The organism is Flagellimonas oceanensis (assembly GCF_003992595.1).
Taxonomy (GTDB): domain Bacteria; phylum Bacteroidota; class Bacteroidia; order Flavobacteriales; family Flavobacteriaceae; genus Flagellimonas; species Flagellimonas oceanensis.
This window is the reverse complement of record NZ_RZNA01000040.1, coordinates 303,364-322,029: the sequence shown is the minus strand read 5'-3', so window position 1 is coordinate 322,029 and position 18,666 is coordinate 303,364. Positions and strand designations below refer to the sequence as shown.

Genomic DNA, 18,666 nt, shown 5'->3' with positions numbered 1-18,666 from the left:
AAGATGAGTCCAATGTAGAATCAAAAGCTGATTCATTTGAAAATTATCCAAAAGAATCACTTAGGAACCGTATCCATATTGGAATTGCAAAGTACAGTTCGATGCGGCTACAACAAAGTACCAACGATAGTCGCCAACTTTAAAAAATTGGTTACCATATACAACCCAGCCCCAAACCTCTATAGATTTGGGGCTTTTTTGTTACCTTGGATATACAAACGAACCCAATCACTTTGAAAACCGGAACCTTTATACTACTTTTTTTGTTTGTTTTAGGATGCGCTCAACATGAACCCAAGCAGGAGTCGGCTTCCAACCCACAAGTGGATTCCATCCAAGAATTGGTTACTATGGCCAAAACGGCTAAAGAATTATCATTTGAGAATCGGAAGTCATACTTGGAAGATGCGGAGCAAATGGCAATGACCATATCCAAGGACACCACAAAACTGGAACAACTTGCGAAAATTTCATTGGCATATCTAAAATTGAAGGACTCTCTAGGTTTTAGAAAATCAAATACTAAACTTTTGGAACTATCCAAAAAAGCCAAGGTAGAAAAAATACTGGGGTATTCACATTGGGACTTAGCAATCTTTTTACAATCCAATGGAATTACGGATAGTGCATTCTACCATTATAAAGAAGCATTGAACAGCTTTGAAAAATTGCCTTCAGACTCCACCTCCAAATCCCTTAAAGGACGTATGCTATATAATATGGCAAGGATTCAAGATTCCTATAAGGATTATTTGGGTGGGGAAATCAGTGCCGCAGCAGCCATTAAGATTTTTGATGACCTAGAAGACAATTATAGACTATACAATGCCTATAATATGTTGGGCGTTCTGGCCAATGGCATGGGCAATAGTGAAAAATCAATCGAATCCTATAACAAAGCCAAGGAATATTTGATAAAATCCGATAGGGCAGATAAAAATGAACTCCTATGGAAAATTCAAAATAATATTGCCAATATTTATACGAATACAGGGAATTTTGGAAAAGCCAAAGAAATCTATCAACAACTACTTTCCAACCAAGACTTAAAAGAAGAACTGCCCGGTACCTACGAAAAAGCCCTTGGGAGTTTTGCCTATTCCGTACTTAAGGCTGACGCTGATGTAGAACGAGCCGAAGAAATTATCAATGAATCTTTTGAAGTGAATTCAGCAACCGGCGATCTTTATGATAGAGCCAGACTCCACTACTATTATGCTGAAATTTTGTCCGCTAAAAATGATACTACAAGGGCTATCTCCCAAGCTAAGGAAGCCTATGCCATCGCTAGGGAAACCTATAATAACGACCGGTCCCTCGATGCACTGAAACTATTAACCCAACTGGATACCGGCAACGCCTCTGCATACGCACAGGAATATTATGAATTGGATGAGGTCATAAGCGAGGAAGAACGCACAAAAAGGGACAAGTTCGGCAGAATCCGTATGGAAACCGATGAAATTATAGAGGAAAACCAAATCCTTACCAAAGAAAAGCAGGTTTGGGCCTATTCCGCCTTACTCTTGATTGTATTCGGGATGGGTTTCATGATCATTGTTTCCCTTTATGTGAGCAACAATCAACTCAAATTCAAACAACGTCAACAAGAAAGCAATCAGGAAATATACAACCTGATGCTCTCCCAACAGGGGAAATTCGAAGAAGGCAAACAACTGGAACAAAAACGGATTTCCGAAGAGCTGCACGATGGTATTTTAGGCGAAATGCTGGGGATTCGTTTGATCCTGAGCGGACTCAACGAGCGGGAAGACCCTGTTTCGGTTGAGCAACGGGCAGCACTTATCGAAAAACTCAGGGAGTTGGAAGAAGAGATAAGAACCATTTCCCATGAATTGAACCATGCATCGTACGAAAAATTTCATAATTTTATTGTGTCGTTGGAAGATATGATCGACGGTATTGAAAAATCCTCTGGTATAACTTGTTCCTTCAACTACGACAAGAAGGTTCCATGGGACAATTTGCTGGGAGACATCAAGATCAATGCCTACAGGATTATCCAAGAATCATTGAAAAACTGTGTAAAACATGCTAAAAGCAAGCATGTAAGCATTTCTTTTCAATCCATGGAAGACAACAAGTTGAAACTGACCATAACCGATGACGGTGTAGGTTTTGACATCAATAAAAAAAGGAAGGGAATTGGTCTCAAAAACATTATTTCGAGATGTAAAAAAATAAAAGGAACCTTGGACATTGACAGTAAACCGGGCAAAGGAACAACCATTAAAATTACCATGCCTGTTACGTACGTGGATGTAGAGACTTCGGAAAAAATAGATTTAATAAATGTTTAGTTCCCCAAATACAGCAACAGAACCTACCATGAAAACATTAAGAATACTTGCAATAGACGACCACGAAATGACCATGCTCGGGTATAAGTTCATACTCGAGGGCATTGAGTTCGATGGGCACAACATTATAGTGGATACCGCTACCTCCTACAACACAGGAAAAAAGCTTATCGAGGATTCGGTGGACACCTTTCAATACGACATCCTTTTCTTGGACGTGCAATTATTTGCACCAAACGAAGATCAACCCTACACTGGCGAAGATTTGGGCATCTTGGCACGTAAAATCGTACCTGATAGCAAGATTGTGTTCATGTCCTCCTTCAGCGATAACTTTAGGATAAACAGTATCCTTAAATCTGTTGACCCCGATGGATACTTGGTAAAAACGGATATAGACCCTAAAACACTTGAGGATGCAGTAAAAACCATAATGCTGGACCCTCCTTATTATTCTTCGAAGGCCTTGGGTGCCATCAGAAAGAAAATGGCCAACGACATCGAAATAGATGAAAAGGACAAGCAGATACTCTACCATCTTTCCAAGGGAACCAAGAACAAGGATTTGGAAAAATTCATCAGACTGTCCCCCTCTTCCATTGAAAACAGAAAACGACATTTAAAGAGCTTGTTCGGAACGGAAAATGAGAACGATCTAGCCTTGATTTTGGCCGCAAAAAACAGAGGTTTCATTTAAGAGTATTTCACACAAAAAACAGGATGGGCACATTTTGTGGTTGATCTACATCCGATTCTTCATAAAAATCTTACAAACAAGGGGAAAACCCCAGAATTTTTAAGGGTAATCTGCAATCCCGTGAAAAAGATTCATCCTAACTTTATGTGAAAAGAAATAGAGAACTCTTTACACATGCCATTCCCAAACAAATACAACGATAAATACAAGCAATTGGCCCCAAAAACTTTTGAGGCCATAGAGGGCTTGGATGATTTCATTAAAGATCTTGAAAGATATTTTTTCGGTACTGTTAAACTGAAGTGTAAGCACAATATTTTGGAAAACAGGTTGGATTTGGTGCTAGACCTACACTTTAACTTCAGTATTGCGGATTGCCTCAACCATTTTAACAATGGTGATTGGAGCAACTACAGCATTTCTGAGGAAAGTAGTTGTAATATTTGCGCTGCCATGAGGGACGCTCTCGAAAAATTAAATGAAAAAAGTACATATCCTGCCGATATTATGGAGACGTCGCTACACTTTACAGATACTTCCATTGTAATAAGCAGACTTTACTCCAATAGTATCACAGAACACATAGGCGACATTCTCTCGACCCTGAGCAAGCACTTTGTTTATTTTACCAAAGGATTGACGGAAATGCCCTACGAAATATTTGTCCCCGTTTTTGAAGACAAAACCATACAAGGCCATCAAACTAAAATGGACACAGAGACCAATTACTACACGTATTGGGGACTCTATTTTGAAAATGGCCCAGAAGAGCACGAAGCCCTCATCTACTCGTTGAGCAAAAAGAAATTTTACGAGGAAAGCATTTTTCTCTTCGAATAATATTCCACTAGCAAATACTAAGCACTGAACAAAGGTCGCGACTTCATCAAGTCGTTGACCTTTTGTTTTATTTCCGCAACCTTTTTCTCGTTTTCGGCATCGGTAATGATCTCATCGATAAAGCTTACGATGGTCTCCATATCTTCTTCCTTAAGACCTCTGGTGGTAATCGCAGAAGTACCAAAACGGATTCCCGAAGTGATGAATGGGGATTTATCGTCAAAAGGCACCATGTTTTTGTTTGCAGTAATATCTGCTTTTACCAATACTTGCTCCGCTTCCTTGCCAGAAATATCCTTGTTTCGCAGGTCAATCAACATCATGTGGTTGTCCGTTCCTCCGGAAATTACTTTGTAATCCTTGTCCATAAAGGCTTTGGCCATAGCAGCAGCATTTTTCTTTACCTGAACCATGTAGTGCAGGTATTCATCCGTAAGGGCCTCGCCAAAAGCGATGGCTTTGGCAGCGATGATGTGCTCTAAAGGTCCACCTTGGTTCCCCGGGAATACCGCCAAATCCAACAAACCTGACATTTTTCTCAAATTTCCATTTTTCAGCTTGATTCCAAAAGGGTTATCAAAGTTCTCTCCCATTAAAATAAGACCACCACGTGGACCACGTAAGGTTTTATGGGTTGTAGTGGTAACAATATGGCAATGAGGAATAGGATCGTTCAAAATGCCCTTGGCAATCAATCCTGCAGGGTGTGAAATATCGGCCAACAAAATAGCGCCAACACTATCTGCAATCTCACGGAATCGTTTAAAATCCATGTCTCTGGAATAGGCAGATGCACCAGCAATAATCAATTTGGGCTTTTCCTTATCGGCAATCTCTTGGATTTTATCATAATTCAATAGACCCGTTTCCTCATCCACCCCATAAAAAACAGGGTTGTACAATTTTCCAGAGAAATTAACGGGAGAGCCATGGGTCAAATGCCCTCCATGAGACAAATCAAACCCCAAGATAGTGTCTCCTGGGTTAAGACACGCATGGTACACCGAGGCATTGGCCTGCGAGCCTGAGTGTGGTTGTACATTCGCATATGCCGCTCCGAACAATTCCTTCGCTCGGTCAATAGCTAACTGCTCCACTTGATCCACCACTTCGCAACCACCATAATAGCGCTTTCCTGGGTATCCTTCGGCATATTTGTTCGTAAGTACGGAGCCTGCGGCTTCCATTACCTGCGGACTTACAAAGTTTTCGGAAGCTATCAGTTCAATACCTTCCAACTGTCTTTCCTTCTCTTGCGCTATAAGTTCAAAAATCTTCTGGTCTCGTTGCATGTTTCCCATTGTTTTATTAAGGGCGTAAAATTACGAATTGAAAGGGGATTTCCATCTATAAAAATGAGCTTGGAGTCTAATTTTATCAAATGACAATTAACAATTTTCAAAAGTATCGTGATTACTCCCCAGCCCTTTGAATTAAAGGATTTCGAAATAAAATATACTAGCGCGCGACCTTTTTCGTTAATAGGGTGTGGATTTTTGGCACAGCTATTGAATTCCCCTAAACAACCATAAAGTTGACCATTATGAAAAAACTTTTACTCTTAACCACAATTATAGTTTTAAGCGCATGTAGTGGCGTAAAGAAAACACAGGAAGCCCTGAATACTGGAAATTATTCCACGGCAATGAACAAAGCCATTAAAAATTTGGCCGAGAACAAGACCAAAAAAGGGCATCAGGAGTACATTGTTTTGCTGGAAGAAGCATTTGCCAAAAACACGGCAAGGGAGCAGCAGGAAATTGCATTTCTTCAAAATGATGGCAACCCAGCCAACTTGGAGACCATCTACAATAAATATTTGCAGTTGAAGCAAATCCAACAACGTATCAGACCACTATTGCCGCTGTATATTAATGATGAAGGCAGAACTGCCGAATTTAATTTTGTGAACTACGACAACAAAATTTTGAACACCAAGGACGATTTATCCGAGCATTTATATCAAAACGCTTCGAATTTATTGGCATCTGCTAAATACAAAGCGGATTACAGAACAGCATATGAAGATTTGAAATACCTGCAGGAAATAAACCCAGGCTACAGGGAAACCGTGGCAAAAATGGATGAAGCCTACAATAAAGGATTAGAGTTTGTTAGGGTTCAGATAGCAAATCAAACACAACAAATCATTCCCGAGCGTTTGGAAACGGAACTATTGGACTTCAATGCCTTTGGAATTGACAACTTCTGGTTGCAATACCACACCAACCCGATTGAAAATGTAAAATACGATTACGCCATGAACCTCGATTTCATGGAAATCAATGTATCTCCGGAGCGAATCAACGAGACACAAGTCATCAAGGAAAGACAAATAAAGGATGGCTGGGAATACCTTTTAGACGACAATGGAAATGCCGTAAAAGATAGCTTGGGCAACAAGATAAAAATTGACAAAATGCGGACAGTAACGTGTAAACTGTTCCAATTCACACAAACCAAGACCGCACAAATTGGGGCTAAGGTCAGTTTTACGGATTTGAGAAGCGGACAGGAAATCAACTCCTACCCCCTATCCAGCGAGTTCTTGTTTGAGCACATTTTTGCCAACTATCAAGGCGATAAAAGAGCTTTGGAAGATGATTTGATGCTCTACTTGAATGCTAGGGAAGTTCCCTTCCCATCCAACGAACAAATGGTGTACGATGCAGGCGAAGACCTTAAACTGCGACTCAAGAACATCGTCTCAAAATATCAGTTCAACTAAAAGATTGTGTCACATCGAGCGCAGACGAGATGTATTAAGTTCTCGACTGTAGTTTATCTTGAGCGAAGTCGAAAGGCTCGAAATGACATCAATTTCTTCTCATTTATACATACTTCGTAAAATCAGTATCCGAAATGGCACCGTGTGATGTATGAAAAACCACCTCTCCATTTTTTATTATCAATAATTGAGGGGATTCGTGCCGAACCCCGAACTTATCCTCAATAGCCTTCGATACATCCCTATGACTCTGTATCGTTAAAAAATAAAGGTCAATGTCCAAATCCATATCATAAGATTCGGTAAACATGTTCAATACCATCCTGCTAATGCCGCAGGTGCTGGAATGTTTATAGATAACTTGAGGCTTATACTTAGAATTTTCCGTTATGGTTTCCAATTGGTCCAAAGACGCTAACTGAATCCAAGGCAACTCCTTCTTTTCCTTTGTCGTTTTCTCCTTCTTTCCGAAGACGCTGTCAAATATTCCCATATCACAAATTTACAAGTTAAGTCGTGAGCAAACAAAAAGCTTACAACTGACTAAATGTCTTGCTATTTCTGGTTTCATCGGACATTTTGACGGTGTAAATGCATTGGTAAGGTTGTTGACATAATAGAGAAAAACAACGACAATGAACTTTAATAATTTTACCATAAAATCACAGGAGGCCATTCAAAGGGCCCAGCAGTTGGCCCAAGAATTTGGGCATCAACAAATCGAGAACGAACACTTGTTTAAGGCCATTGCCGAGGTCGATGAAAACGTGTTGCCTTTCATATTGAAAAAATTGAACGTCAACACCAACCTCATCAATCAAATATTGGACAAGGAACTCCAGAGCTTTTCAAAAGTATCAGGAGGGGAAATCATGCTTTCCAGAGAAGCTGGAAAAACCGTCAACGAAGCGAGCATTGTTGCCAAAAACATGGGCGATGAATATGTTTCCGTTGAACACCTGTTATTGGCCATTTTCAAATCCAAGAGTAAAATCGCCCAAATCCTAAAAGATCAGGGCGTGACCGAAAAAGATTTGAAAGCTGCCATCGAAGAGTTACGCAAAGGCGGTAAGGTAACTTCGCAAAGCGCAGAGGAAACCTATAACTCCTTGGATAAATACGCTAACAACCTCAACCAAATGGCCGATAGCGGCAAATTGGACCCCGTAATCGGACGTGACGAGGAAATCCGTAGGGTATTGCAGATTTTATCCCGACGTACAAAGAACAATCCAATGTTGGTGGGTGAGCCCGGTGTAGGTAAAACCGCTATTGCCGAAGGTTTGGCACATCGAATCATTCAAGGGGACGTACCCGAAAACCTAAAGGACAAGGTCATTTATTCTTTGGATATGGGTGCACTTATCGCAGGTGCCAAATACAAGGGTGAGTTCGAGGAACGTTTAAAAGCCGTGATTAAAGAGGTTACCTCATCGGATGGAAACATTGTGCTCTTTATTGATGAGATTCATACACTGGTAGGTGCTGGTGGCGGACAAGGTGCCATGGATGCTGCAAACATCCTGAAACCAGCCTTGGCACGTGGCGAGTTGAGAGCCATTGGCGCCACTACATTGGATGAATACCAAAAGTATTTTGAGAAAGACAAAGCCTTGGAACGTCGATTCCAAAAAGTAATGGTCGACGAGCCTGATACCGAAAGTGCCATTTCCATCCTAAGGGGAATCAAGGAAAAATATGAGGCACACCACAAGGTTCGGATCAAAGATGATGCGGTAATTGGTGCCGTGGAGCTATCACAACGCTATATTACCAACAGGTTCTTGCCCGATAAGGCCATCGACCTTATGGACGAGGCTGCTTCCAAACTTCGTATGGAAATCAACTCCAAACCCGAGGAATTGGATGTGCTCGACCGTAGAATAATGCAGTTAGAGATTGAGTTGGAGGCCATCAAAAGGGAAAACGACACGTCTAAATTGAAAACCTTGAACTTGGATTTGGCCAACCTCAAAGAGGAACGCAACGAAATCTTCGCCAAATGGGAAAGCGAGAAAACCGTAGTGGACAATATCCAAAAAACGAAAGAGGACATTGAAAACTATAAAGTTGAGGCTGAACGTGCCGAGCGAAACGGCGATTACGGAAAAGTGGCCGAATTACGGTACGGGAAAATAAAAGAAGCCCAAGAGCGATTGGAAAAACTCCAAGATGAATTGGCAGAACAGCAAACAGCGGGTACATTGATCAAAGAGGAAGTAACCTATGAGGATATTGCCGAAGTGGTCGCCAAGTGGACCGGTATTCCCGTGAACAAGATGATGCAGAGCGAACGCGAAAAACTGTTGCAACTGGAAGATGTACTGCACAAACGCGTAGTAGGTCAGGATGAGGCGATTATCGCCGTATCCGATGCCATTCGAAGAAGCAGGGCAGGATTACAAGATGCCAAAAAACCCATTGGTTCGTTCCTATTTCTGGGTACAACAGGTGTAGGTAAGACCGAGTTGGCCAAAACCTTGGCAGCCTATCTGTTCGATGATGAAAACGCCATCACACGGATTGATATGAGTGAATACCAAGAGCGTCACTCCGTTAGCCGATTGGTGGGAGCACCTCCAGGATATGTTGGTTACGATGAAGGTGGTCAGCTAACAGAAGCCGTAAGACGTAAACCCTATTCCGTAATCTTGTTGGATGAGATTGAAAAAGCACACCCTGACACCTTCAACATACTATTGCAGGTGTTGGATGAAGGTAGGTTGACCGACAACAAAGGTCGCGTAGCGGATTTCAAAAACTCCATCATTATTATGACGAGCAATATGGGAAGCCACATTATCCAAGAGAAGTTTGAAGATGCCGTAGATGTGGAAAGTGCTTCCGAGGCAGCAAGGGTAGAAGTGCTGGGATTGCTCCGCAAGACCATCAGGCCCGAGTTCCTCAACCGTATTGATGACATCATCATGTTTGCTCCATTGAGCAAATCGGACATCAAGGATATTGTGGGATTGCAGTTGGAACATTTAAAGAAAATGTTGGCCAAGCAGAACATTACCCTCGATGCCACCGAAGAAGCCATTACATATTTGGCTGCAAAAGGTTTCGACCCGCAATATGGAGCGCGACCCGTAAAAAGATTGATTCAGAAAGAGGTCTTGAACAACCTTTCCAAGGAGTTGTTGTCAGGAAAAATAACTTCAGACAGCATAGTGCTCTTGGACTCTTTTGATGATCAATTGGTATTTAGAAATCAAGATGAATTGGTAGAGTAATTCTACAAATAAGTTTCAGTCAGGAAATCCCCTCCCCTAACTTTTTGGGAGGGGATTTTTATTTATATCAAATTTCTTCATCAAAATTTTAGAATTCCACAACTTTCGTATGCCATTACATTTAAATCCTTATTTTAGCTCAAAACCATTTCCTGAATATGCCACTAATCATTGCCGTTCTAGGTATTTTACTGCTCTTCTTGCTCATCGCAAAATTTAAACTCAACGCCTTTCTCTCATTCATTATCGTATGCCTCTTCGTTGGTATCTTCCAAGGGATGGAATTGGGTAATTTAGTGCAATCCATACAACGGGGAATTGGCAATACATTAGGCTTTCTGGTCCTTATACTTGGACTTGGGGCCATGTTGGGAAAATTGGTGGCCGATAGCGGTGCCGCCCAACAAATCACAACACAATTGGTCGCTAAATTTGGTGTAAAGCACGTACAATGGGCCATGGTAATCACAGGATTTATCGTAGGTATCCCAATGTTCTACTCCGTGGGCTTTGTTATTTTGATTCCTTTAGTGTTTACGGTCGCTTTTTCAACAGGACTGCCCTTGCTTTACGTAGGATTGCCCATGCTTACCTCCTTATCGGTAACCCACGGGTACCTTCCGCCCCATCCCGCGCCAACAGCTATAGCGGCTATGTTCAATGCGGACATTGGAAAAACTTTGATATACGGACTCATCGTGGCCGTACCCGCCATTATTGTTGCGGGACCGTTATTTGCCCGAACCATAAAAAAGATTGAGGCCAAGCCTCTAAAAGAATTTTACAATGCCGAACCCATACCTGAAGAGGAACTGCCATCGACTGCAGTAAGTATTTTAACAGCGCTCTCCCCGATTATCTTTATTGGGATTGGTATTGTAGCGGAACAATTTTTGGAAGAAGGATTACTCAGAAATATTTTGACCTTTATCGGCAATCCTGTGATCGCCCTGTTGATTTCAGTCCTAATTGCTATTTACTCCTTGGGATTGGCCAAAGGCAAGGAAATGAGCACCATTATGAATTCGTTGTCCGCTTCCGTTTCCAGTATCACCATGATTCTTTTGATCATCGCTGGGGCCGGAGCATTAAAGGAAGTGCTGATTGACAGTCAAGTAAGCGATTACATTGCAGATAGTTTAAAGGATTCCAGTATCTCACCTTTGGTGTTGGCCTGGCTCATTGCAACTGCCATACGGGTTAGTGTGGGGTCGGCAACCGTGGCCGGACTTACCGCAGCTGGTATTGTGCTCCCACTGGCCTCGGGGACGGGAACAAGTCCAGAATTAATGGTTTTGGCCATTGGCTCGGGAAGTTTAATGCTTTCCCATGTCAACGATACCGGTTTTTGGATGTTCAAGGAATATTTCAATCTTTCGGTCAAGGAAACCTTGTCCACTTGGACTGTTATGGAGACCTTGGTAGGCGTCATGGGGCTTTTGGGCGTCTTGGCCATCAACAGTATAATCTAACAATATATAATATGGAATCACCATCACAACGCATGGAGGCCTTGAACCTCCAATTACCCCCTGCTCCGCCACCTGCGGGCGTGTATCGACCTGTTTTAGTGGTCGACAATTTTCTATACGTATCAGGTCAAGGTCCTGTTAATTCAGATAGCTCTTTGATGATAGGCCGTGCGGGCGAAGACCTTGATGAGGACCAGGCTAAATTAGCGGCTCGCCAGGTAGGGTTGACCATGTTATCCACCATCACAACACATTTTGGGAGCTTGGATAAAATCAAAAGAATGGTAAAAGTATTGGGTATGGTAAATTGCACCCCTGATTTTGGCAAACAGCCCTACGTAATCAATGGTTTCAGCGAATTGATGGTTGATATCTTCGGGGAAGACCATGGAATCGGGGCACGAAGTGCGGTCGGGATGATGCTCCCCAACAATATTGCCGTAGAAATTGAAGCTGTATTTGAACTTCACCAATAACACCTTACATGTTTATATTTGATGCCCATCTTGACCTTGCCATGAACGCTCTTGAATGGAACAGAGACCTTAGACTTTCCGTTCCAGAAATACGGGAATGCGAACAGGGTATGACCGACAAACCCGACCGTGGCAAGAATACTGTTTCCCTCCCCGCTATGCGGAGAGGCAACATCGGGTTGTGTATGGCCACGCAAATCGCACGCTTTGTAGAGAAAGGCAGTTCCCTCCCTGGTTGGAACTCACAGCATCAAGCTTGGGCACAGACACAAGGGCAGCTGGCGTGGTACAAGACCATGGAAGCCGCAGGCGAAATGGTTCAAATTAAGGACATTGAAAGCTTGGAATCCCATCTCAAACTTTGGAAAAGTGATGAGCCCAACAAACCGATTGGTTACATTTTAAGTTTGGAAGGTGCCGACTCCATTGTAGACCTGAGCTATTTGGAAAAATCATACGAATCAGGACTCCGTGCCATTGGACCAGCCCATTATGGCCCAGGTATTTACGCTCATGGCACGGATTCGGTAGGAGGCATAGGTCAAAAAGGAAAAGATTTGCTCAAAAAAGTGGAAGAGCTCAATATCATCTTGGATGCCACCCATCTATGCGATAAAAGCTTTTGGGAGACCATGGACGTGTACCATGGCCCTCTTTGGGCCAGTCATAATAACTGCAGAAAATTAGTGGACCATAATCGGCAGTTTTCCGATGAGCAAATCAAAGAGCTTATCAACAGAAAAGCTGTAATTGGTGTTGCACTGGATGCATGGATGATGGTTCCCGATTGGATTCGCGGTAAATCCACCCCAAAAGACATGAACGTCACCTTGGAAATTGCCGTTGATAATATTGACCATATTTGTCAATTGGCTGGGAACACCGATCATGTTGGCATCGGAACAGATTTAGACGGTGCTTTCGGAAAAGAACAGACCCCATGGGACTTGGACACTATTGCTGATCTTCAAAAAGTTCCAAGCATGTTGGCCAAAAGAGGTTACACCAACTCAGATATTGAAAAAATAATGAATCAAAATTTCATCAATTTTCTAAGAAACGTTTGGTCTTAAATATTGCTTCTCATCGGTCACCCCTCCAACAATCTGTAAAAACATTTTCCCAAACCCCAATATTTTGCCCCAAAAAGTAAGGAACTTGTTAAAATAGAGTGTTTTGGACAATTTAATACCAAACAGTATGTGTTTTTTTATATATTAGTTTCGACCAACAGCAACCTAGAGGATGACCAAGAAAGCAGAAAGAACCACCGCTTACATTATCGAGACCGTAGCCCCCATCTTTAATCGCCACGGTTATATAGGCACCAGTATGAGCGACCTTACAGAGGCCACTGGGCTTACCAAAGGTGCCATTTACGGCAATTTTGAAAATAAAGAAGCCCTAGCGCTATCCGCCTTTGAGCACAATAGGAATATTTTGCTTCAAACCATCGATAACAAATTGGATATTGGGATTGAAGCCTTGGATAAACTATTCTCCCTGCTGAGCTTTTACAAACAATATGATGTCTTCACACTGCCATTGGGCGGGTGCCCACTTTTGAATGTTGGTGTGGATGCACAAAGCAATAATAAGCTACTGGCTGCAGCGGTAAAGGAAACCATCAAGGAGATTGAAGGGAAAATTGCCCTTATATTGGAAAATGGTGCCAAACAAAACGAAATAAAACTTCCTGTTCCGCCACTGCAATTTGCCAAACAATTCTTTACCATGATTCAGGGTGCCGTAGCCATGAGTACTATGACACAGGATAGAAAGTATTTGGTCAATACAGTTACGTATTTGGAGTATTTGGTTAAACAGGAACTTAAAAAGTAACTAGTTACCTTTTACTCTAAAGATCCAAGTCTTATCCGCATACTTACCAAAAAACTTGCTGTCTCTGGCTTTTCTTGCCTCATCCATGGTATTGTACCGTTCCAAATACACATAATTATATTTATTGAAACTTCTGTAAAAAGATTTTGGTTCCAGACCTTTTTCCCGCAGTGTTTTCATAAAGTTTTCGAAGTACTTTTTGGTTCCATAAACATTCGCAATCAAATAGAAGCCAGGCTCTAAACCATCTTCGCTTTCAACCTCCTCATACCTTTCATTGGGCCTTACCTCTACTTTTTGGTTTTGCAAACGCGCAATACTATCTTTTTTGCGCTGAAGCTCCAATTGCTCCTTGATGCGTTGCACTTCGGCTATGGAATCCCTTTTACGTTGTAACTGTCTTCTTCGTTCCAGCTCACGTTGTTCCTGCTCTCTCCTTTGTTGTTCAATTTCTTCTTCCCTACGGTCAAGCCCCTCATCTACTTCCGCTTCGGGCAACACTTCTTCAGAAAGCAGCTCCTTTTCTTTTGGCTTTGTTTTTCCAAAGTGATAAGAGGCAATAATTTCAAAAGTGGAATCTTCTTCACTCAACGAGCTATCCGTTCCAAATTCCATAAGTCCACCTATGGAAAAGGCATTGGACACTGTAAGACCCAATCCCCCGGAAACACCATAAAAACTATTATATCCACCTTGCACCCAGAATTTTGAAGTCGAAAACAATCCATTCAAACCAAATTGTGTGTCGCCATTGGGCACCGATTTTGCATATAGCACAGGGCGAACGTAGCTATTTCCCAAACCTTCGGACAGGTATACGGGAAAATCGTTACTGAGGGTTCCCGCAACACTTTGAAAACTTTCCATACTATCATCATTTCCCGAAACATTAAAGCCTACAGCATTTTCAAAAGCCAAGCCCACACTAAACCTGTTGACCAACAAACGTAATCCTGGAGTAAATTGCACTTTAAAGCCTTCCAAATCCTCCAGCGCAATTGGATCAAGTTCATCCTCGGGCACGTATTGCTCGTCGGCAACGGTTTGCTGAAAGGCAAAGGTGTTCAATCCCGCCATTAAACGGATATCGTCGTCCAATTCAAAAGTTTGTGCAAAGGTTAGGTTGGCCCCTGAATACAAAAATATACCCGTATTATGCTGTAAAAAACCAGCCGAAGCGACAGATGACTCGTTCAGTCGATGGGTATAATTAACAAAAATGGAAGTTGGGTCGCCATCAATACTCTGCCATTGCCAGCGGGTCCAGACGGAGAGTGAGTTAGGATTGTTCCAATCCATAGCGTAGGTGGGGTTGAACAAACTAGCATTGAATTGCGTGAGCGAATGTTGCCTAAAATCGGATGGCAAAACAGGCTCTTGACCCCAACTTGTGGCGTAAATTACCAATGCAAACAAGAAAACCAAAAACTTGGGCATACGAGAAAATGAAAATTAAACGTTACTTTTAAAACTGATTAACAAAAATACACGGGAACTTTGAATAGAACTATGCGAACCATCAAACCCTTAATTGCCTTGGCAATTATACTCGTTGGAAGTATCGGCTGCAAAAAAGATACGAAAATTGCGGAAGACCCAGTTATTTCCACCTTCTATTTTATACGGCATGCGGAAAAAGATAGAACCGACCCCGAAAATCCAGACCCGGAGCTTAATCAAGATGGTTTGGATAGGGCCATACGCTGGGCTGAAGTGTTTGATGCCATCCCGTTGGACGTGGTGTATTCAACCAACTACGAGCGCACCTCCATGACAGCCGCTCCAACATCGGTAAAAAAAGATATTGATATCAAATATTACGACCCGTCCTCACTAGATATGGAAGAGTTTAAATTGATCAATGAGGGTAAAAATGTTTTGGTTGTGGGCCACAGCAACACCACACCCATGCTTGTGAATAAAATGATAGACCTTGAAAAGTATGACCAAATGGACGATTCGGACAATAGTAGTCTTTTTATTGTCAGAATCATTGACGGAGTGCCCACGGATATCCGTCTAAAAATGGATTAGACCTACTCTACCGTAATATTTTCCAACTCAATTTTGCTTAGGAGTTCAAGCTCTCCTTTATTATACAACTGTCCAATCTCTAGAATGTCCGTGCCCTCATTTTTGGGTTTATAGTTTTCATAATCGACAAATCGGATACCGTTGACATAGCGCTCATTGTACGCTTTTCTAAAGCGTTGCCCACCTCCATTTACATGAAAGTCATATGCCAAATAATCAGGTTTAAATAACTCTTTATCAAACCAGTATAGGTAAGTATCCTCAAAATCATCACCCCCGCCCTCTTGGTCAAAGGTCACTTTTACTTTGTAATATTCCTTGTTATCGATAGTCTCCTTACCCAAAAGTTCCTTGTTTACAGCACCATCGTTCAAGCCATAAGGCAAACGCACAAAATAATGTACTGAATTTATTGAGTTGGCATATTTAACCGCCATGGTGTCGTGGACCATTACCAAGGAATCGTTTATGTAACGCTCGAACTCATCGCCCCGCTTTATATCGGTAATGGTAGTGGAGTCCAAATCCGATATCCGTTGGTACACACGTTGACCATCCGCATTTTCGGCAACGTAGCTTTTATCCCTAAAATCAAAAGTCACTATGTAATCATCAAAGCGTTTTCCTCCACTATCCGCAATGGAATTATCCACAATATCTTGAGCTGTCAATTCTTTCTTGGGTTCCTGCTTGCATCCAATGGCAAAAACAAGTATTAAGGGGATTATAATTCTTTTCATAAGGTTATTTGGGTAGTTATTCGTAAAATCTAGCATAACATTACAATTTTCTTGGCAAAGAGTTTATATTTTTGTCCACAATGCAGCAAAATATCAACATAAAAAATAGAAGAGCCCGATTTGATTATGAAATTTTGGATACCTACATGGCAGGAATTGTCCTGGGGGGCACCGAAATAAAATCGCTTCGTGCCGGTAAGGCTTCCATTTCGCAAAGCTTTTGTGAGTTCAATGACAAAGGAGAGCTTTTCGTGGTCAATATGCAGATTGATGAATACAGCCACGCGAGCCACTTCAATCATGCGCCAAAGGCAGTTCGCAAATTATTACTCAACAAACGTGAATTAAAGAAACTCCATAAGGAAGTGGCCACCACCGGCCTTACCATTGTTCCCCTCAAAGTTTTTATCAATGACAGAGGGCTTGCCAAAATGAACATTGGCTTGGCAAAGGGTAAAAAACTGTACGATAAACGGGAAACCATTAAAAGTCGGGACAACAAGAGGAACCTGGACCGAATCAAAAAAAGTTTCAACAACTAGTTTTTATCTTCCAACAAGGGCACAAAACGAAAGGAGCCAAACTCCTTTTTCTCAAACTCCTTTTCTGACTTTCGCACGAACAAGGTCATGATTTGTTCATTCACTCCTATGGGAATTACCAGCCTCCCCCCTACTTTCAGTTGGGACAAAAGTGGTCGTGGCACATCGGGTGCGCCTGCGGTTACGATAATGCCATCAAAGGGAGCCTCTTCGGGCAAACCTTTATAACCATCACCAAAAATCATTTTCTTGGGACGGTAATGCATCTTATTGAAGAAGAACCGGGTGGTTTTGAATAATTCCAATTGTCGCTCAATAGTGTAGACCTTAGCCCTCAAATGCAATAAAACAGCCGTTTGATAACCACTGCCCGTGCCAATCTCCAAAATTTTTGCACCGGGTTTCACTTCTAACAATTCTGTTTGAAAAGCAACCGTGTAGGGCTGTGAAATGGTCTGGTCGGCACCAATGGGAAATGCTTTATCCTGATACGCATGGTCCTCAAAACTACTATCCAAAAATAAATGCCTGGGAATGGTCTTTATTGCTTCGAGCACTTTTTTGTCCGTAACTCCCTTAGCAGCAACAATCTCCGCTAAGTTCTTGCGCATTCCCCTATGTTTGAGCGTATCCTTCATGGTCTATGGTCTGGTGGCACGAATTTAAAAAGTTCCCTAAAAATATCCCCTTAGTTCCACTCAAAAATTTATGGAAACTGCCATCATATCCGTATTTTTGACGAAAACAGGTATTATGCTAAAAGTTGGTGTCCTCGGAGCAGGACATTTAGGAAAAATACACCTTAGGCTCTTAAACCAATCGGATGAATATGAACTTGTCGGGTTCTATGATCCCGATGAAATCAATGCCAAAAAAGTAGCCGCAGAATTTGGCTATACCCACTACGACAACATCAACAATTTGATAGATGCCGTGGACGTTGTCGATATTGTAACACCGACATTGTCCCATTTTGATTGCGCTAAGAAAGCCATCGAAAAAGGGAGGCATGTTTTTATAGAAAAGCCCATTACCAACACCCTCGAAGAAGCGGAAGAATTGTTGGAGCTATCCAAAAAGCATAATGTTAAAGGTCAAGTTGGGCACGTGGAACGCTTTAACCCTGCATTTTTAGCGGTAAAAGGCAAAATCGAGAACCCCATGTTCATCGAAACGCATCGCTTGGCGGAATTCAACCCCCGTGGAACCGATGTGCCAGTAGTTTTGGATTTGATGATACACGACATCGATGCCATATTGAGTGTTGTTCCGTCCGAAGTGGAAAAAATCAATGCAAGCGGTGTCTCAGTGATAAGTCAATCGCCTGATATTGCCAATGCGCGCATACAATTCAAAAACGGCTGTGTGGCCAACCTTACCTCTAGCCGAATCTCTTTGAAAAACATGCGGAAGACACGTTTCTTTCAGCGCGACGCCTATATTTCAGTAGACTTCCTGGAGAAGAAAGTGGAAGTGGTAAAAATGAAGGACGCTCCGGAAAACCCTGGGGATTTTGATATGATTCTTCAAAATGCCGAAGGCGACAAAAAGCAAATCTATTTTGAAAACCCCGAAATAGACGTCAACAATGCTATTTTGGATGAGTTGGAAACATTTGCGGATGCCATCAACAACGATAATACCCCAATTGTAAGCTTGGAGCAAGGAACAAATGCCTTACGGGTGGCCCTTCAAATTATTGAGTCTTTTGAAAATTAATCGTCGTCATTCTTGACTT

The 18,666-nt window shown here is 42.0% G+C and carries 17 protein-coding genes; 12 read left to right on the top strand and 5 right to left on the bottom strand.

The features are described 5' to 3' along the window. The first annotated feature begins 263 nt into the window (after positions 1-263). The 3 genes from EO132_RS11215 to EO132_RS11205 all read left to right on the top strand — a co-directional run bounded on the left by EO132_RS11215 (position 264) and on the right by EO132_RS11205 (position 3,858). The gene (locus tag EO132_RS11215; protein ID WP_127137936.1) at positions 264-2,321 is read left to right on the top strand and encodes a tetratricopeptide repeat-containing sensor histidine kinase; all 2,058 of its coding nucleotides are present in this window, start codon (positions 264-266) and stop codon (positions 2,319-2,321) included. Between the two features lie 28 nt (positions 2,322-2,349). Beyond that, entirely contained in the window at positions 2,350-3,018 is a 669-nt protein-coding gene (locus EO132_RS11210) for a response regulator (protein WP_127137935.1), read from the top strand. Positions 3,019-3,192: 174 nt separating this feature from the next. After that, the gene (locus tag EO132_RS11205; RefSeq protein WP_127137934.1) at positions 3,193-3,858 is read left to right on the top strand and encodes a hypothetical protein; all 666 of its coding nucleotides are present in this window, start codon (positions 3,193-3,195) and stop codon (positions 3,856-3,858) included. A 17-nt stretch (positions 3,859-3,875) separates the two neighbouring features. Here EO132_RS11205 and glyA read toward each other — a convergent pair whose 3' ends face one another. After that, positions 3,876-5,150: a serine hydroxymethyltransferase gene (gene glyA, locus EO132_RS11200; protein ID WP_313781228.1), complete on the bottom strand. Its 1,275-nt coding sequence runs from the start codon at positions 5,148-5,150 to the stop codon at positions 3,876-3,878. Positions 5,151-5,401: 251 nt separating this feature from the next. Between glyA and EO132_RS11195 the strand changes: the two genes are divergently transcribed. After that, on the top strand, positions 5,402-6,586 hold the full coding sequence (locus tag EO132_RS11195; RefSeq protein WP_127137932.1) for a hypothetical protein: 1,185 nt from the start codon (positions 5,402-5,404) through the stop codon (positions 6,584-6,586). Positions 6,587-6,689: 103 nt separating this feature from the next. Here EO132_RS11195 and ytxJ read toward each other — a convergent pair whose 3' ends face one another. After that, a complete protein-coding gene (gene ytxJ, locus EO132_RS11190; RefSeq protein WP_127137931.1) occupies positions 6,690-7,079 on the bottom strand; it encodes a bacillithiol system redox-active protein YtxJ in 390 nt (129 codons plus the stop codon). Positions 7,080-7,221: 142 nt separating this feature from the next. Here ytxJ and clpB point away from each other — a divergent pair, with 142 nt between their 5' ends. The 5 genes from clpB to EO132_RS11165 all read left to right on the top strand — a co-directional run bounded on the left by clpB (position 7,222) and on the right by EO132_RS11165 (position 13,612). Beyond that, positions 7,222-9,822 (top strand): ATP-dependent chaperone ClpB, encoded by a 2,601-nt coding sequence (gene clpB / locus EO132_RS11185; protein WP_127137930.1) that lies wholly within the window; start codon positions 7,222-7,224, stop codon positions 9,820-9,822. Positions 9,823-9,980: 158 nt separating this feature from the next. Further along, the gene (locus EO132_RS11180; protein ID WP_127137929.1) at positions 9,981-11,294 is read left to right on the top strand and encodes a gluconate:H+ symporter; all 1,314 of its coding nucleotides are present in this window, start codon (positions 9,981-9,983) and stop codon (positions 11,292-11,294) included. Positions 11,295-11,305: 11 nt separating this feature from the next. Continuing rightward, complete coding sequence (locus EO132_RS11175; protein WP_127137928.1) at positions 11,306-11,770, top strand: RidA family protein; 465 nt, start codon at positions 11,306-11,308, stop codon at positions 11,768-11,770. Between the two features lie 8 nt (positions 11,771-11,778). Further along, positions 11,779-12,843 (top strand): dipeptidase, encoded by a 1,065-nt coding sequence (locus EO132_RS11170; RefSeq protein ID WP_127137927.1) that lies wholly within the window; start codon positions 11,779-11,781, stop codon positions 12,841-12,843. A 172-nt stretch (positions 12,844-13,015) separates the two neighbouring features. After that, positions 13,016-13,612, top strand: a complete 597-nt coding sequence (locus EO132_RS11165; RefSeq protein WP_127137926.1) for a TetR/AcrR family transcriptional regulator — start codon at positions 13,016-13,018, stop codon at positions 13,610-13,612. On the opposite strand, the gene EO132_RS11160 is transcribed toward EO132_RS11165, so the two are convergent. Further along, entirely contained in the window at positions 13,613-15,049 is a 1,437-nt protein-coding gene (locus tag EO132_RS11160; protein WP_127137925.1) for a PorP/SprF family type IX secretion system membrane protein, read from the bottom strand. Between the two features lie 99 nt (positions 15,050-15,148). Here EO132_RS11160 and EO132_RS11155 point away from each other — a divergent pair, with 99 nt between their 5' ends. After that, positions 15,149-15,646 (top strand): SixA phosphatase family protein, encoded by a 498-nt coding sequence (locus EO132_RS11155; protein WP_313781227.1) that lies wholly within the window; start codon positions 15,149-15,151, stop codon positions 15,644-15,646. A 2-nt stretch (positions 15,647-15,648) separates the two neighbouring features. On the opposite strand, the gene EO132_RS11150 is transcribed toward EO132_RS11155, so the two are convergent. Next, positions 15,649-16,386, bottom strand: a complete 738-nt coding sequence (locus EO132_RS11150) for a DUF6503 family protein (RefSeq protein WP_235856440.1) — start codon at positions 16,384-16,386, stop codon at positions 15,649-15,651. Between the two features lie 80 nt (positions 16,387-16,466). Between EO132_RS11150 and smpB the strand changes: the two genes are divergently transcribed. Beyond that, entirely contained in the window at positions 16,467-16,928 is a 462-nt protein-coding gene (gene smpB / locus EO132_RS11145) for an SsrA-binding protein SmpB (protein ID WP_127137922.1), read from the top strand. Here smpB and EO132_RS11140 read toward each other — a convergent pair. Continuing rightward, positions 16,925-17,566 (bottom strand): protein-L-isoaspartate(D-aspartate) O-methyltransferase, encoded by a 642-nt coding sequence (locus tag EO132_RS11140; RefSeq protein ID WP_127137921.1) that lies wholly within the window; start codon positions 17,564-17,566, stop codon positions 16,925-16,927. The two genes, smpB and EO132_RS11140, sit on opposite strands and share 4 nt — an antisense overlap. 115 nt (positions 17,567-17,681) lie before the next feature. Between EO132_RS11140 and EO132_RS11135 the strand changes: the two genes are divergently transcribed. Continuing rightward, complete coding sequence (locus tag EO132_RS11135; RefSeq protein ID WP_127138013.1) at positions 17,682-18,647, top strand: Gfo/Idh/MocA family protein; 966 nt, start codon at positions 17,682-17,684, stop codon at positions 18,645-18,647. Positions 18,648-18,666 lie beyond the last annotated feature (19 nt).